Origin of the sequence: Streptomyces sp. NPDC008137 (assembly GCF_042957035.1) — a bacterium.
In the GTDB taxonomy this organism is placed as follows: Bacteria; Actinomycetota; Actinomycetes; order Streptomycetales; family Streptomycetaceae; genus Streptomyces.
In genome coordinates, this window is record NZ_JBIBHN010000005.1 from 364,802 (window position 1) to 379,978 (window position 15,177).

Below are 15,177 nucleotides of genomic sequence, written 5' to 3' on the forward strand. Positions count from 1 at the left end.
GGTCGGGCATCCGAGGGACGTGCTCTCTGTCACAGTGCGTCCGCATGGTGACAGTGAGTTGACCGACCCGGACGGCCGTGGTGTACTCCGGTGCGTGACCGACACCTGTGTGCGCCTGTGGCGGAGGGTCCATATGGACCTCCTCCGCTATGCGGGCTGCGTGTGTCGCCCGTCCTGCTGACGTCGCATCCTTCTTCTCTCCGCGCGCGCCGCGCTCTCCATGCCGGCTGACGCGCCTCCCCATGCGAACCCGCATCAGGACTTCCAGGACGGCACCCGTGTCTGTATCCCCCTCCGCATCCCCTTCCCCTGTCTCCACGTCCGTCACCTCCGCCTCTTCCGGGCCCACTCAGGCCGACCTCTTCGACTTCGTCCGGCGCACGGCCGCCGACACGGAGCTGATCGACTCCCTGCCGCTCGACCCGGAAGGCCGTACCTGGGTGCGGCTGGAGGGGCCCGGCGGCAGCGAGGCCTGGCTGATCGGCTGGCCGCCCGGCTCGGGCACCGGCTGGCACGACCACGCCGAATCCGTCGGGGCCTTTCTGACCGCGTCGGGCGAGCTCAAGGAGAACTCGCTCGCCGCCCGGCTGCCCACCGACGGCTGGAAGACCCTGGAGCTCTCCGAGGGTGTGGACCGGGAGCGCCGGCTGTCGTCCGGCCAGGGCCGCGCCTTCGGCCGGCACCACGTCCACGAGGTGCTCAACGAGTCCGCCGAGCGGCACGCGATCTCCGTCCACGCCTACTACCCGCCCCTGCCGCAGATCCGCCGCTACAGCCGCAGCGGGCCGATCCTCCGGCTCGAGCAGGTGGAGCGGCCGGAGGACTGGCAGTGAGCGCCGGAACGCACGAGCCGGTGAGCGGCAGCGGCAGCGGCAGCGGCAGCGGCAGCGGCAGCGATGTGCAACCTCCCGTCGGCATCGATGAGTTGCTGGAGCGTGTACGCGCGGGCTACGAGCGGATGGAGCCGCAGGAGGCCTACGCGGCCGCCGAGGCGGGTGACGCGCTGCTGGTGGACATCCGCTACGCGGCGCTGCGCGAGCGCGACGGCCTCATCCCCGGCGCGCTCGTCGTCGAGCGCAACGAACTGGAGTGGCGTCTCGACCCGCAGGGCAGCCACCGTGCCGCCGAGGCCACGAGTCACTCCCTGCGTGTCGTCGTGATCTGCAACGAGGGATACGCCTCCAGCCTGGCGGCTCAGTCCCTGCACCAGCTGGGCCTGTACCGGGCCACCGACCTGGTCGGCGGGTTCCAGGCGTGGAAGGCGTCGGGGCTTCCGGTCGTGTGATCACACCGGAGCATCCGAACGGCCCGTTGCGGAAGCGCAGGTCTCAGAACGGCTCGTACCCGAGAAGGTCCGTGTCCTCGCCCTCCTCCTCCAGCGCCTGCCGGACCACGCGCAGGGCCATGCCCTCGGAGTAGCCCTTGCGGGCGAGCATGCCCGCGAGACGGCGGAGCCGCTTGTCGCGGTCGAGCCCCCGGGTGGAGCGAAGCTTGCGCGCGACGAGCTCACGCGCGGTCGCCTCTTCCTGCTCGGGCTCCAGCTGGGAGACGGCCTCGTCGATCAGCGTGGAATCGACGCCCTTGGTCCGCAGCTCCCGGGCGAGCGCACGCCGCGCCAGCCCCCGGCCGTGGTGGCGGGACTCCACCCAGGCGTCCGCGAAGGCGCTGTCGTTGATGAGGCCGACCTCTTCGAACCTCGACAGCACCTCCTCGGCGGCGTCGTCCGGGATCTGCCGCTTGCGCAGGGCGTCGGCGAGTTGCTTTCGGGTCCGCGGGGTCCCGGTGAGCAGGCGCAGGCAGATCGCCCGAGCCTGCTCGACCGGGTCCCCTGGAGGTTCCCCCTGCTCGGCCCTCGACGAGGAGGAGGAACCTCCGTCTTCGGTAATCACCTCACCGAAGCCCTGCCGGCGACGCCCACGCCCACGACGCGCCCCGCCGTCACGTGTCCCGCCGTCACGCGAGCCGTCCCTGCGTGAACCACTCCTGGGTGAAACGCCGCCGCGGGCGCCCGCGCCGGGGGAGTCGCTGTCCTGGGAGCCGCCCCCGTACGGCCCCTCGCCCTCCCCGTACGGCCCGGCGGAGCACGGCCCGTCGGTCCCGTACTCGCCGTCACCGTCCACGGCCGAGCCCTCGTCGCCTCCGGTGCCCCTCCCCCGTGGGGCACCGGAGGCGGCGTACTCGTACTCCGCCCAGTCGGTTCGTCGTGTCACGGGTCAGCTCTTGGCTGTGGCGGCCTTGGACTTGGCGGTCTTGGCCGCTGCCGGGGCGGGCACCGCGGGCGCGGCGTCGGCCGGAGCGGCGGAGACCGCGGCGTCCGTGCCCGGCTCGGCGGCCGGCTCCTCGGGACGCACGCCGACGCCCAGCTTCTCCTTGATCTTCTTCTCGATCTCGTTGGCCAGGTCGGGGTTGTCCTTCAGGAAGTTGCGCGCGTTCTCCTTGCCCTGGCCGAGCTGGTCGCCCTCGTACGTGTACCAGGCGCCGGCCTTGCGGACGAAGCCGTGCTCCACGCCCATGTCGATCAGGCCGCCCTCGCGGCTGATGCCCTGGCCGTAGAGGATGTCGAACTCGGCCTGCTTGAAGGGCGGCGCGACCTTGTTCTTGACGACCTTGCAGCGGGTGCGGTTGCCGACCGCCTCCGTGCCGTCCTTCAGGGTTTCGATGCGGCGGATGTCGATGCGCACCGAGGCGTAGAACTTCAGCGCCCGGCCACCGGTCGTGGTCTCCGGGGAGCCGAACATCACGCCGATCTTCTCGCGGAGCTGGTTGATGAAGATCGCGGTGGTCTTGGACTGGTTGAGCGCGCTGGTGATCTTCCGCAGGGCCTGGCTCATCAGACGGGCCTGCAGACCCACGTGGCTGTCGCCCATCTCGCCCTCGATCTCCGCGCGCGGGACGAGCGCGGCGACGGAGTCGATGACGATGAGGTCGAGGGCTCCGGAGCGGACCAGCATGTCCACGATCTCCAGGGCCTGCTCGCCGTTGTCCGGCTGGGACAGGATCAGGTTGTCGATGTCGACGCCGAGCTTCTTCGCGTACTCGGGGTCGAGGGCGTGCTCGGCGTCGACGAAGGCGACCTGGCCTCCGGACTTCTGCGCGTTCGCCACCGCGTGCAGGGTCAGGGTCGTCTTGCCCGAGGACTCCGGGCCGTAGATCTCCACGACACGGCCGCGCGGCAGGCCGCCGACGCCGAGGGCCACGTCGAGGGCGGTCGACCCGGTCGAGATGACCTCGATGGGCTCCTTCGTCCGGTCACCCATGCGCATGACCGCGCCCTTGCCGAACTGCCGTTCAATCTGTGCGAGCGCGGCATCCAGGGCCTTCTCGCGGTCGGTTCCTGCCATGGGTTCCACCCGATTTGCTTGAGTCGATCGCTTCACGTCAAAGACGCTAACGCCTGCCACTGACAATGCGCCCCGACGCACGTCCGGCCTGTGGATAACTCGGGCACCTATCTACCCAAAGTACGTCGAAATGCTCGCCGTTGAGCCTGGCCGGAGACTCCATAAGAATGGATGTTCGATTTTCGTGTCAAGCGCGCCGCGCGACGGCGGCCGGTGCCGTGTCGTGGCTCGGTCCACGGACGACGAGATCAGGCGGAACCCTGCCCGGGCCCTCCGTCCTGCGGTCGCTCCGGACCCTTTGGGCCCTCAGTTCGCTCCGGACCTTCCGCACCCGGCCGCCGTGCCCACAGCTGCCGCGTCCGCGCTATCAGGCCCGGCCCCGCCCCGCGCCAGCGATGGCCGTGCACGCGCGGGTCGTCCGTGACGTCGTATCGCTTCACATACGCCCCCAGGAAGGCCTGGAGCGTGGCGATGGCGGGGATGGCGATCAGCGCGCCGACGGCGCCGAGGAGCGCGGTGCCCGCGATGACCGAGCCGAAGGCGACCGCGGGGTGGATGTCGACGGTCTTCGAGGTCAGCTTGGGCTGCAGCACGTAGTTCTCGAACTGCTGGTAGACCACGACGAAGATCAGCACCCACAGCGCGTACCAGGGATCCACCGTGAACGCGATCAGCATGGGCAGGGCGCCCGCGAGATACGTGCCGATGGTGGGGATGAACTGCGACACCAGGCCCACCCACACGGCGAGCACAGGCGCGTACGGCACGTCCAGCATCTGCAGCAGGACGAAGTGCGCCGCGCCGGAGATCAGCGCCATCAGCCCCCGCGAGTAGATGTAGCCGCCGGTCTTGATAACGGCGATCTCCCAGGCACGCAGCACCTCGGCCTGCCGGGCGGGCGGCAGGACGGAGCAGAGCGCCCGGCGCAGTCGCGGGCCGTCCGCGGCGAAGTAGAACGAGAACAGCCCGATCGTCAGCAGCTGGAAGAGGCCGCCGAGGACCTGGGCGGACACGTCCAGGACACCCGTGGCGCTGTTCTGCACGTAGTTGCGCAGCCAGTCGGAGCGGAGCACGCCCTCCTGGATGTCCACACGCTTCAGGTCGGTCTTGAAGTGTGTGTTGATCCAGTTGATGACGGAGTCGAGGTACTCCGGGAAGCCCTCGATCATCTTGATGATCTGGTCCGCGAGGATGGAGCCGAGCAGGGTGACGAAGCCCGCCGACACGATCACCACGCCGATGAAGACGATGAACGCGGCCAGTCCCCTGCGGATGCCGCGCGAGGCCATCCAGCCCACCGCCGGTTCGATGGCGAGCGCCAGGAAGAACGCGATGAGGATGTTGATCAGCAGGCCGGTGACCTGGTGGAAGGCCCAGCTGCCCAGCTGGAAGGCGGCGACGAGGGCGAGCGCGAGCACCATGGCGCGCGGCAGCCAGCGCGGCATACGGCCGTTCGGCCCGGCGGTTCCGCCTGCGGGGGGCCCGGTCGGCGGCGTCGTACCGAACGGGGAGGACTGCCGGGCTTCCTGCCCGCTCTCGTCAATGGGTGCCACGGACCAAGTCTCACCCACGCCACCGACAGCCGTCTGCCCGCCTGCGATCTTCGTGCCCCGTCAGCGACCCGCGCGATCGCTCAACCGTCTGCCCCGGCCGCTCGACGCTCTCCGCACCCGGCCGGTCAGCGCCTCTCCCGGGGCACGTCCATCACCGAGCAGACCACCTGCCAGACTTCCTTGGCATCCCAGCCGGCGTCCAGTGCCTCGTGCACGGTGCGCCCGCCGAGCTCCGTCATCACGTGATCACGCGCGAAGGTGTCGGCGTAGCCCGCACCGAAGTGCTCCGCCATCCGCTGCCAGAAGACCGTCAACCGCATGCCTCCAGTATCCCGCCCCTGGGGTGGCCCTGAGCCAGGACCGCCTGCCGGCGCCGCTTTCCGCCCTACGGTCTGACCCATGGCCGAAACAGGAGCTTCCACACTCCCCCCGACGCCGCACAGCCCTGTCACGCGCGCGGAGCGCTTCGTCTGGCTCACCGCGCGCGTGCTGGAGCAGCGCCTCTTCGCCCACCGCTTCCGCGGCGCCGCCGCAGACCCGGTGGAGACGGCGCTGGACGCCTACCGCAACGAGGACGGCGGGTACGGCCACGCGCTCGACCCCGATCTGCGCGGCCCGGTCAGCCGGCCGCTGCACACCGCCCACGCCCTGCGCGTCCTGGACGCCGTGGCGCGCTGCGCCGGCCAGCGCGTGGAACGCGTGTGCCGCTACCTGACATCCGTCTCCACGCCGGAGGGCGCGCTCCCGGTCGTCCATCCCAGCGGGCGCGGCTACCCGACGGCCCCCTTCGTGCCGGTCGTGGCCGAACCGGCCGGCGACCTCCTGGCCACCGGGCCGGTGGTGGGGCTGCTGCACCGCAACGAGGTGTGGCACGCCTGGCTGTTCCGGGCCACTGACTTCTGCTGGCAGGCGGTCGAGAACCTGGAGAAGTCGCACCCGCACGAGATCGAGGCCGCCGTGACCTTCCTGGACTCCGTCCCCGACCGCCCGCGCGCGGAGGCGGCCGCCGACCGCCTGGGCCGCCTGGTGCGCGCACAGGGCCTCGTGGCCCTGGAGCCCGGCAACCTGGAGGCGTGTCCGGTCTCCCCCGGCTACGCCTCCGGCGGGCACCACTTCCCGTACGACTACGCGAGGACCCCGCGCTCCCTCGCGCGCGCGTGGTTCACGGACGACGAGATGACCCGCTCCCTGGACCACCTCGCCGCCCGGCAGCAGGAGGACGGCGGCTGGCCCGTCCGATGGCGCCATTGGGCCCCGGCCCCCGCCCTGGAGGCCCGGCCGATCGCGACGATCGAGGCGCTGCGCACCCTCAGCGCCTACGGCCGCACCATCGACTGATCACCAGGCCCCCACGGCCCGCACCCCCGCGGTCACCACCACGGCCGCCGCGACGACGAGCAGGAAGGGGGCGCGCAGCACCAGGGCCACGGCCGCCGCCGCGAGCCCGGCGGCCCGTGCGTCCAGTACCAACGCCTGCCCGTCGGCGAAGGTCTGCTGGGCCGTGAGGGCCGCCAGCAGCGCGACGGGCAGCAAGGCGGCAAGGCGCTTGACGACGGGCCGCTCCAGGGCCCCGGCGGGCACCAGCAGTCCGGCCAGTTTGACGGCGTAGCACCCGAGGGCAGTCACACCGATGGCGATCCAGACGTTCACTCGTCGTCCTCCCGGGAAGCAGGCGTACCCCTGCGCCGGCCGTCCGCCCAGAGGACGACCGGCGCCGCCAGCGCGGCCAGCAGCACCGGCACCCCGGCGGGCAGGACGGGCAGCAGCCCGAGCCCCAGCAGGACGGCCAGCCCGGCGACGGCCCGTTCGGTGCCGGTCCTGAGCATCGGCGCGAGCAGGGCCAGGAACACCGCAGGCCCCGCGGCGTCCAGCCCCCACGCGTCGGTGTCCCCGATGGCCTCGGCACCCAGGGCGCCGAGCAGCGTGGTGAGGTTCCACAGGACGTACAGGGTCAGCCCGGTCACGAGGAACCCGATCCGCGCGGCGCGCCGCGTGGGCTGGGCCAGCGAGACGGCGGCCGTCTCGTCGATCACCCACTGGGCGGCGAACGGCCGCACCGCGCGCGGGAGGGCCAGCAACTGCGACAGCCTCAGCCCGTAGAACGCGTTCCGCACGCCCAGGAAGAAGGCCCCGGCAGCCGCCGTGAACGGACTGCCTCCTGCCGCGAGCGCGCCCACCAGGGCGAACTGGGACGCCCCGGTGAACACCAGGAGGCTCAGCGCGCACGTCTGCAGCAGCGTGAGTCCGCCGCCGGCCGACGTCACTCCGAAGGCGAACCCGGACAGCCCGACGGCCACCCCGACGCCCAGTGCGTCCCGTACGACGGCCCGGTCCGCTTTCCCACCGGTCCCTGTATCTCTGAGAGCTGTCCGATCCACCACACCCCGCACGCTACGAGCAGCCGCTACCACGGGTCTTGTACGTTCTTGCGCTCCCGCTGATAGGCACCCGGAGGCACCCCGACCATCCGGCTGAAGTGCCGGTTGAGATGCGGCTGATCGGTGAACCCCACGGCGACGGCGACCTCGGAGGGCGGCGTCCCGAGGTCCAGCAGCCGCCGCGCCCGCCGGACTCGCGCGTCCGTGAGCCACGCGTGCGGGGGCATCCCGTAGGCGTCCCGAAAGGCCCGCAGCAGTGCGAACGGACTGGTCCCGAGATCAGCCGCCAGCTGCTCCAGAGTCGGCGGCGACGCCATCCGCTCCTCCAGCACACCACGCGCGCGTGCCGCGATCCGGGTCCCGGCCGTCCGCACCTCCCGCCGCGGCATGGGTCCGCCGTTCAGCCGCAGCAGCCTCGTCACGGCGACCCGCAGCAGCGTGTCCGCGGCCAGGGCGTTGCCCTCGTCGGCGGCCCGCAGCACCTGGTGCACCAAGGCGACGGCGTACGGATCGTCCACCACCGGGCTGACGAAACCCGGCGTCCCCCGCAGCGCCATCGTCTCCGCCGCGATCTCCGCCACCACGTCGACCGAGGGGTACACGGCCCCGTATTGCCACCCCTCGGGCACACCGGCCCGCCCGGTGTGCGGGGTGTCGGGATTCACCAGCGCGAGAGCCCCTGCCCCGGCGTACTGATCACCACCTCCGTGGTGGAACACCTCCACCCCATCGGCGATGGCGGCGATCACGAAGTTCTCGTGCGTGTGCCGGACGAACGTCTTCCGGACGTACCGGGCCCGCAGCAGATCCACCCCGGGCAGCTCGTCGTACTGCCAGTGCCGCGCGCGCTCTGTCATACGGCCATTGTCCGCCGCCGCGCCGCTGGCTCCCCGGTCACCCGTCTCCACGCTCCGGGCTCCGGGCTCCGCAACGCTCGCGAAGACACCCTGTCCAAGCGGCCCCGGGCCCCGTTGTCAGTGCCGAGGTGCACGATGGACGCATGCCCAGCAATGCGCACCGAGCCCTGGACGGCTTCTCACCCGCGACCCGCGCCTGGTTCACGGGTGCCTTCCCCGCGCCCACCACCGCCCAGGCCGGCGCGTGGCAGGCCATCCACGAGGGCTCGGACGTGCTGGTCGTCGCCCCCACCGGTTCCGGCAAGACCCTGGCCGCCTTCCTGGCCGCCCTGGACCAGCTCGCCTCGACCCCTCACCCCGCCGATCCCAAGAAGCGCTGCCGGGTCCTCTATGTCTCGCCCCTGAAGGCCCTGGCCGTGGACGTCGAGCGCAACCTCCGCAGCCCTCTGACCGGCATCCGCCAGGAATCCGTGCGGATGGGCCTGCCCGAGCCCGAGGTCAAGGTGGGCATCCGCTCGGGCGACACCCCGGCCGCCGAGCGCCGCTCCCTGGCCACCCGCCCGCCGGACATTCTGATCACGACCCCCGAGTCGCTGTTCCTGATGCTGACCTCCGCCACGCGCGACGCGCTGACCGGCATCGAGACGGTGATCCTCGACGAGGTGCACGCGGTCGCCGGCACCAAGCGGGGCGCCCACCTGGCCCTCTCCCTGGAGCGGCTGGACGACCTCCTGCCGAAGCCGGCCCGCCGCATCGGCCTCTCCGCGACGGTCCGCCCGGTCGACGAGGTGGCCCGCTTCCTGTCGCCCCAGCGCAAGGTGGAGATCGTCCAGCCGGAGTCGGGCAAGGAGTTCGACCTGTCCGTGGTCGTCCCGGTCGAGGATCTGGGCGAGCTGGGCGGTTCCCCGGTGGCGGACGGCTCGGAGGGCGCCGAGCGCCCGTCGATCTGGCCGCATGTCGAGGAGCGGATCGCCGACCTCGTCCAGTCCCACCGCTCCACGATCGTCTTCGCGAACTCCCGCCGCCTCGCGGAGCGCCTGTGCAACCGTCTGAACGAGATCGCGTACGAGCGGGCCACCGGGGAGCCTCTGGACGAGCACCACTCCCCCGCGGAGCTGATGGGCGGTTCGGGAGCCGCCCAGGGCGCCCCCCAGGTCATCGCCCGTGCCCACCACGGCTCGGTCTCCAAGGAGCAGCGCGCCCTGGTCGAGGAGGACCTCAAGGCGGGCCGACTGCCCGCGGTGGTCGCCACCTCCAGCCTGGAGCTGGGCATCGACATGGGCGCGGTGGACCTGGTCGTCCAGGTCGAATCGCCACCCTCGGTCGCCTCCGGCCTCCAGCGCGTGGGCCGCGCAGGCCACCAGGTGGGCGCGGTCTCCACCGGTGTCGTCTTCCCCAAGTACCGAGGCGACCTGGTCCAGGCGGCGGTGGTCACCGAGCGCATGCGCACCGGCGCCATCGAGTCCCTCAGGGTCCCCGCCAACCCCCTGGACGTCCTGGCCCAGCAGGTCGTCGCCATGACGGCTCTGGACACCTGGCAGTTCGACGACCTGCTGGCGGCCGTCCGCCGGGCGGCCCCCTTCGCCTCACTGCCCGAGTCGGCCTTCACGGCCGTGCTGGACATGCTCGCCGGCCGCTACCCTTCCGACGCCTTCGCCGAGCTGCGCCCGCGCGTGGTCTGGGACCGCGTCACGGGTGAGATCAGCGGCCGCCCAGGCGCACAGCGCCTCGCCGTCACCTCCGGCGGCACGATCCCCGACCGCGGCCTCTTCGGTGTCTTCCTCGCGGGCGCCGACCCCAAGAAGGGCGGCGGCCGGGTCGGCGAGCTCGACGAGGAGATGGTCTACGAGTCCCGCGTCGGCGACGTGTTCACGCTCGGCACGAGTTCCTGGCGCATCGAGGACATCACCCGCGACCGTGTCCTTGTCTCCCCCGCCCCGGGCGTGCCGGGCCGGCTGCCCTTCTGGAAGGGCGACCAACTGGGCCGCCCGCTCGAACTGGGCCGGGCACTGGGCGCGTTCCTGCGCGAGGTGGGCTCGCTGTCCGAGGACGACGCCCGCCTCCGCCTGCTCGCCGCGGGCCTGGACGCCTGGGCGGCGGACAACGTGCTGTCGTATCTGGCGGAGCAGCGCGAGGCCTGCGGCCATGTCCCGGACGACCGGACAATCGTCGTGGAGCGCTTCCGCGACGAACTCGGCGACTGGCGGGTGGTGGTGCACTCCCCCTTCGGCGCCCAGGTGCACGCCCCTTGGGCGCTCGCGCTCGGCGCCAAGCTCTCCGAGCGCTACGGCATGGACGCGCAGGTCATGCATGCCGACGACGGCATCGTGCTGCGCCTGCCGGACGCGGACCTGATGAGCCTGGACCTGCTGGACCAGGAACCGGTCAGGATGGGCCGGGAGTACGACGCCGATCAGGCCCCCGTGGGCGCCGCCGACGTCGTGTTCGACAAGGGCGAGGTCGACCAGGTCGTCACCGACCAGGTGGGCAGCTCGGCCCTGTTCGCGTCCCGCTTCCGCGAGTGCGCCGCCCGCGCGCTGCTCCTGCCGCGCCGCAACCCGGGCAAGCGCACGCCCCTGTGGCAGCAGCGGCAGCGCGCCTCCCAGCTGCTGCAGGTGGCGAGCGAGTTCGGTTCGTTCCCGATCGTCCTGGAGGCGGTCCGCGAGTGCCTCCAGGACGTCTTCGACGTTCCCGGGCTCGTCGAGCTGATGGGTGACCTGGAGTCCCGCAAGGTGCGCCTCGTCGAGGTCACCACCGCCGAACCGTCTCCCTTCGCGCGTTCCCTCCTCTTCGGCTACGTCGCCCAGTTCCTGTACGAGGGCGACTCGCCGCTCGCCGAGCGCCGCGCCGCCGCCCTGTCGCTGGACTCCCGGCTGCTGGCCGAGCTGCTGGGCCAGGCGGAGCTGCGCGAGCTGCTCGACGCGGAGGTGCTGACCGAGCTGGAGCGCGAGCTGCGGTGGCTCACCGAGGACCGCCGCGTCAAGGACGCCGAAGGCGTCGCGGACCTCCTCCGCCTCCTCGGCCCGCTCACGGACGCGGAACTGGCCGAGCGGGGTGCCGAACCCCAGTGGGCTCAGGAGCTGGCCGGTGCCCGCCGTGCCATCCGGGTCCGGATCGCGGGCGGGGACCACTGGGCGGCGATCGAGGACGCGGGCCGCCTGCGCGACGCCCTGGGCACGGCCCTGCCGGTCGGTGTCCCGGAAGCGTTCACGGAGCCCGTCAAGGACCCGCTCGGCGATCTCCTGGCGCGCTACGCCCGCACCCACGGCCCGTTCACCTCGGCCACGGCGGCGGCCCGCTTCGGCCTGGGCGTGGCCGTCACCGAGGGCGCCCTCCATCGGCTCAGCGCGGCGGGCCGGATCGTCCAGGGCGAGTTCCACCCGGCCGGGATCGGCCAGGAGTGGTGCGACGCGGCCGTGCTGCGCCGGCTCCGCCGCCGCTCCCTGGCCGCCCTGCGGCACGAGCTGGAGCCGGTGGCGCCCGCCGCGCTCGCCCAGTTCCTCCCCCAGTGGCAGCACATCGGCAAGGGGCACTCCCTGCGCGGCATCGACGGGCTGGTGCGCGCCATCGAGCAGGTGCAGGGCGCGTCGGTACCGGCCTCCGCCCTGGAGAAGCTCGTCCTGCCCTCCCGGGTCGTGAACTACACCCCAGGGATGCTGGACGAGCTCACCGCCGCGGGCGAGGTCGTGTGGGCCGGGGCCGGTTCACTCCCCGGCAAGGACGGCTGGGTCTCCCTCTACCTGGCGGACGCGGCCCCCCTGCTCCTGCCGCCCCCGCACCCCTTGGAGCTGACCGCCCTCCACCAGTCCGTCCTGGACACCCTCTCCGGCGGCTACGGCCTGTTCTTCCGCCAGATCGCCGACCAGGTCCGCGCCACCACCCACCCCGACGCCACCGACCCCCAGCTGGCCGACGTGCTCTGGGACCTGGCCTGGTCCGGCCGCCTGACGAACGACACGCTCACCCCCATGCGCTCCCTGCTCGGCTCGGGCCGTACCGCAGGCTCCACGGCCCACCGCGCCAAGCGGACCGTCCCGCGCGGCCGCTACGGCTCCCTGACGGCCGCGGCCCGCCCCGCGGCGTCCCGCTCCGGTCCGCCGACCGTCGCCGGCCGCTGGTCCCTGCTCCCGTCGCCCGAGCCGGACCCCACAGTGCGCGCCCACGCACTCGCCCGCACCCTCCTCGACCGGCACGGCGTGGTGACCAGGGGCGCCGTGTCGGCGGAGGGCGTCGAGGGCGGGTTCTCGGCGACGTACCGCGTCCTGTCCGTCTTCGAGGAGAGCGGTCAGGCCCGCCGCGGCTATGTGGTGGAGGGGCTCGGCGCGGCTCAGTTCGCGATGGACGGCGCCGTGGACCGTCTGCGCGCGGTGTCCAACGCCCGCGACCGCGGCGAAGACCTGCCCGGGCCTCCTCCGGGCCCCGACCTCGATCCGTTCCCGTCCCATGACTTCGCCGAGCCGGACGACGCGCCCCGCTCCCACGACCACACCGACGACCCGGGCCCCGACGGCTTCCCTGACTTCGGCCCCACCTATGACGCCCCGGCACTCCAGCCGTCCCCGGACGACTACGTCTCGCCTCGCGACTACCCCCCGCAGGCCGCCCCGCCCTGGCAGAACGGCGGACGCGCGGCGTACGACGCCGGCTTCCCGGGCCGCCGTGCCCGCCCGGACGCCGCGTCCCGGGCCGTCGTCCTCGCCGCCGCTGATCCCGCGAACGCGTACGGCGCCGCCCTGGCCTGGCCCGAGCCCCCGACCGGCGCCGGGCACAAGCCGGGCCGCAAGGCGGGCTCCCTGGTGGTGCTCGTCGAGGGCGAACTGACGCTCTACATGGAGCGCGGCGGCAAGACCCTGCTGGCCTGGGCCGCCGACCCGGACGGCGCCCCCTCCGACGACCCCCGTCTGCGCACCGCGGCGGAGGCACTCGCCGCAGCCGCCCGCGCGGGCTCCCTCGGCACGGTCACCGTGGAGCGGGTCAACGGCACGCAAGCCCTGACCTCCCCCATCGGCACCCTCCTGGAAGGAGCGGGCTTCATCGCCACACCCCGCGGCCTCCGCCTCCGCGCCTGACGTCCACCACCCCCGGCGCACCCGCGCACACCCGTGCCACCCTTGACCCATGCCCGAAGGCGACACGGTCTGGCAGACCGCGAAGCGGCTGCACGGCGCCCTCGCGGGCAAAGTGCTGACCCGCAGCGACCTGCGCGTGCCCAGGTTCGCCACGGCCGACCTCACAGGACGTGCGGTCCTCGACGTCACCCCGCGCGGCAAGCACCTCCTCACCCGCGTGGAGGGCGGCCTGACCCTGCACTCCCATCTGCGGATGGACGGCTCCTGGAAGATCTACGCGAACGGCCGACGCTGGACCGGCGGCCCCGGCCACCAGATCCGCGCGATCCTCGCGAACGCCGACAGCACGGCCGTCGGCTACCGCCTCCCCGTCCTGGAACTCCTGCGCACCACCGACGAGCACCGCGCGGTGGGCCACCTCGGCCCAGACCTCCTCGGCCCGGACTGGGACCCCGACCGGGCCCTCGCCCTTGTCCTCCAGGACCCCGCCCGCCTCCTCGGCGAGGCCCTGCTCGACCAGCGCAACCTCGCCGGCATCGGCAATGTCTACAAGAGCGAGCTGTGCTTCCTGCTCGGCGTCACCCCCTGGCTCCCCGTGGGCGACCTCCCCGCCGAACGCGCGGCGAAGCTGCCCGAGCTCGCCAGGAAGCTGCTGGAGACCAACCGCGACCGCCCGGTCCGCAGGACGACGGGCCGCCGCGGCCAGGACCTCTTCGTCTACGGCCGGGCCCCCCGCCCCTGCCTGCGCTGCGGTACCTCCGTCCGCGTCGCCGACCAGGGCGACGGCTCCCGCGAACGCCCCACCTACTGGTGCCCCACCTGCCAGCCGGGCCCTGCCCCGGCCCCCGCAAGACGCATCCGGCCCGCCCCAGGCAATTGACGCCCCGTCAGATTCGCTCGTACGGTCCCTGCATGCCCCTCACTGCGTACGACCTCACCGGCCGCAGCGCGTTCGTCACCGGGGCCGCGAGCGGTATCGGCCGCGCCTCGGCCCTCCTCCTCGCCGAGGCGGGCGCGACCGTGCACTGCGCGGACCGCGACACCGAGGGCCTGCACGAGACGGCGACCCTGATCAAGGACACCGGCGGCACCGCCCACCCACACCCCCTCGACGTCACCGACCGCTCCCAGTTGCGGCAGGCCATCACCTCCTGCGAACGCCTGGACGCCCTGGCCGCGATCGCCGGCGTCATGCACAGCAGCCCCGTGCTGGAGACCCGGGACGAGGACCTCGACCGGGTACTCGACGTGAACTTCAAGGGCGTGCTGTACGCCTGCCAGGAGGCGGCCCGTCTGATGATCGCCACCGGCACCCGGGGCAGCATCGTCACCATGGCCTCGGGCGCCGTCGACACCGGCGGCCCCGGGCTGCTCTGCTACGGCGCGGCGAAGGCGGCGGTGGTCCAGCTGACGAAGACCCTCGCGACGGAGGTCGGCCGGCACGGCATCCGCGTCAACGCGGTGGCCCCCGGCTGGATCCGCACACCGATGACCGACCGCCACGACAGCAAGGCCCAGTCGCACACGGAGTCCGCCATGGCCCGCATGTCACCCCTGGGCAGGGTGGGTGAGCCCGAGGACATCGCGCACGCGGTCCTGCACCTGGCATCCGACGCCTCGGCGTTCACTACAGGCCAGATCCTCCGCCCGAACGGGGGCGTGGCGATGCCGTGGTAGCCCCCGCGCCTGTCCCGTATCCCTCCGCGCCTGCCCCGCGACCACCCCGCACCCCCCAGTCCCTCCACCACCGCCCCGAACCGACCACCACCCCGCCCGCCCGCCCCTTCGGCACACAGTGCACCGGCAACACGCTCAGCCCCCACCCGCCGGCCGCGACCGCCGCCTCCAGCACTCCAGCCCCGGGCACGACCACCAGCCGGAGCACGGCCCACCACCACAGCGCCCCCAGTCCGAGCACGGCCCCCCGGACCCCCCAGTCCCAGACCCCCCAGCGCCCTATCCCCGCCATGGCCGCCACC

The 15,177-nt window shown here is 72.9% G+C and carries 15 protein-coding genes; 7 read left to right on the forward strand and 8 right to left on the reverse strand.

Annotated features, from left to right (window positions below; genetic code table 11):
* Positions 1-109: 109 nt before the first annotated feature.
* The 3 genes from ACFZBT_RS11505 (at position 110) to ACFZBT_RS11515 (ending at position 1,285) form a co-directional block, all read left to right on the forward strand.
* Positions 110-181: a putative leader peptide gene (locus ACFZBT_RS11505; protein ID WP_310851512.1), complete on the forward strand. Its 72-nt coding sequence runs from the start codon at positions 110-112 to the stop codon at positions 179-181.
* Between the two features lie 97 nt (positions 182-278).
* Positions 279-833, forward strand: a complete 555-nt coding sequence (locus ACFZBT_RS11510; RefSeq protein WP_391101417.1) for a cysteine dioxygenase — start codon at positions 279-281, stop codon at positions 831-833.
* A gap of 20 nt (positions 834-853) precedes the next feature.
* A complete protein-coding gene (locus ACFZBT_RS11515) occupies positions 854-1,285 on the forward strand; it encodes a rhodanese-like domain-containing protein (protein WP_391101492.1) in 432 nt (143 codons plus the stop codon).
* A gap of 43 nt (positions 1,286-1,328) precedes the next feature.
* On the opposite strand, the gene recX is transcribed toward ACFZBT_RS11515, so the two are convergent.
* From recX to ACFZBT_RS11535, 4 genes are all read right to left on the reverse strand, one after another.
* Positions 1,329-2,210 carry a recombination regulator RecX gene (gene recX / locus ACFZBT_RS11520; RefSeq protein ID WP_391101419.1) on the reverse strand — a complete coding sequence of 294 codons (882 nt, stop codon included), beginning with the start codon at positions 2,208-2,210 and terminating at the stop codon, positions 1,329-1,331.
* 3 nt (positions 2,211-2,213) lie between these two features.
* Entirely contained in the window at positions 2,214-3,341 is a 1,128-nt protein-coding gene (gene recA / locus ACFZBT_RS11525) for a recombinase RecA (RefSeq protein WP_391101421.1), read from the reverse strand.
* 248 nt (positions 3,342-3,589) lie between these two features.
* The gene (locus ACFZBT_RS11530) at positions 3,590-4,894 is read right to left on the reverse strand and encodes an AI-2E family transporter (RefSeq protein WP_391101423.1); all 1,305 of its coding nucleotides are present in this window, start codon (positions 4,892-4,894) and stop codon (positions 3,590-3,592) included.
* A gap of 125 nt (positions 4,895-5,019) precedes the next feature.
* Complete coding sequence (locus tag ACFZBT_RS11535) at positions 5,020-5,214, reverse strand: DUF3046 domain-containing protein (protein WP_391101425.1); 195 nt, start codon at positions 5,212-5,214, stop codon at positions 5,020-5,022.
* A 79-nt stretch (positions 5,215-5,293) separates the two neighbouring features.
* Between ACFZBT_RS11535 and ACFZBT_RS11540 the strand changes: the two genes are divergently transcribed.
* A complete protein-coding gene (locus ACFZBT_RS11540) occupies positions 5,294-6,232 on the forward strand; it encodes a hypothetical protein (protein WP_391101428.1) in 939 nt (312 codons plus the stop codon).
* On the opposite strand, the gene ACFZBT_RS11545 is transcribed toward ACFZBT_RS11540, so the two are convergent.
* From ACFZBT_RS11545 to ACFZBT_RS11555, 3 genes are read right to left on the reverse strand one after another with little or no spacing between them, the layout of a single operon-like run.
* The gene (locus tag ACFZBT_RS11545) at positions 6,233-6,544 is read right to left on the reverse strand and encodes an AzlD domain-containing protein (RefSeq protein WP_391101430.1); all 312 of its coding nucleotides are present in this window, start codon (positions 6,542-6,544) and stop codon (positions 6,233-6,235) included.
* Positions 6,541-7,275: an AzlC family ABC transporter permease gene (locus tag ACFZBT_RS11550; protein WP_391101432.1), complete on the reverse strand. Its 735-nt coding sequence runs from the start codon at positions 7,273-7,275 to the stop codon at positions 6,541-6,543. Before ACFZBT_RS11550 ends, ACFZBT_RS11545 begins: the two co-directional genes overlap by 4 nt.
* Positions 7,276-7,298: 23 nt before the next feature.
* Complete coding sequence (locus tag ACFZBT_RS11555) at positions 7,299-8,129, reverse strand: AraC family ligand binding domain-containing protein (RefSeq protein WP_391101435.1); 831 nt, start codon at positions 8,127-8,129, stop codon at positions 7,299-7,301.
* Positions 8,130-8,272: 143 nt separating this feature from the next.
* Here ACFZBT_RS11555 and ACFZBT_RS11560 point away from each other — a divergent pair, with 143 nt between their 5' ends.
* The 3 genes from ACFZBT_RS11560 to ACFZBT_RS11570 are packed head-to-tail and all read left to right on the forward strand — an operon-like array spanning position 8,273 to position 14,875.
* The gene (locus ACFZBT_RS11560; RefSeq protein WP_391101438.1) at positions 8,273-13,198 is read left to right on the forward strand and encodes an ATP-dependent helicase; all 4,926 of its coding nucleotides are present in this window, start codon (positions 8,273-8,275) and stop codon (positions 13,196-13,198) included.
* A gap of 49 nt (positions 13,199-13,247) precedes the next feature.
* On the forward strand, positions 13,248-14,078 hold the full coding sequence (locus tag ACFZBT_RS11565; RefSeq protein ID WP_391101441.1) for a DNA-formamidopyrimidine glycosylase family protein: 831 nt from the start codon (positions 13,248-13,250) through the stop codon (positions 14,076-14,078).
* A gap of 32 nt (positions 14,079-14,110) precedes the next feature.
* A complete protein-coding gene (locus ACFZBT_RS11570; protein ID WP_391101443.1) occupies positions 14,111-14,875 on the forward strand; it encodes an SDR family oxidoreductase in 765 nt (254 codons plus the stop codon).
* Here ACFZBT_RS11570 and ACFZBT_RS11575 read toward each other — a convergent pair.
* Entirely contained in the window at positions 14,826-15,167 is a 342-nt protein-coding gene (locus ACFZBT_RS11575) for a hypothetical protein (RefSeq protein ID WP_391101446.1), read from the reverse strand. The two genes, ACFZBT_RS11570 and ACFZBT_RS11575, sit on opposite strands and share 50 nt — an antisense overlap.
* Positions 15,168-15,177: the final 10 nt, after the last annotated feature.

Bases quoted from the DNA above. Each gene is read 5' to 3' on its own strand.
- recA (WP_391101421.1), bottom strand. From the start codon at position 3,341: ATGGCAGGAACCGACCGCGAGAAGGCCCTGGATGCCGCGCTCGCACAG.
- ACFZBT_RS11535 (WP_391101425.1), bottom strand. From the start codon at position 5,214: ATGCGGTTGACGGTCTTCTGGCAGCGGATGGCGGAGCACTTCGGTGCG.
- ACFZBT_RS11540 (WP_391101428.1), top strand. From the start codon at position 5,294: ATGGCCGAAACAGGAGCTTCCACACTCCCCCCGACGCCGCACAGCCCT.
- ACFZBT_RS11555 (WP_391101435.1), bottom strand. From the start codon at position 8,129: ATGACAGAGCGCGCGCGGCACTGGCAGTACGACGAGCTGCCCGGGGTG.
- ACFZBT_RS11560 (WP_391101438.1), top strand. From the start codon at position 8,273: ATGCCCAGCAATGCGCACCGAGCCCTGGACGGCTTCTCACCCGCGACC.
- ACFZBT_RS11565 (WP_391101441.1), top strand. From the start codon at position 13,248: ATGCCCGAAGGCGACACGGTCTGGCAGACCGCGAAGCGGCTGCACGGC.
- ACFZBT_RS11570 (WP_391101443.1), top strand. From the start codon at position 14,111: ATGCCCCTCACTGCGTACGACCTCACCGGCCGCAGCGCGTTCGTCACC.
- ACFZBT_RS11575 (WP_391101446.1), bottom strand. From the start codon at position 15,167: ATGGCGGGGATAGGGCGCTGGGGGGTCTGGGACTGGGGGGTCCGGGGG.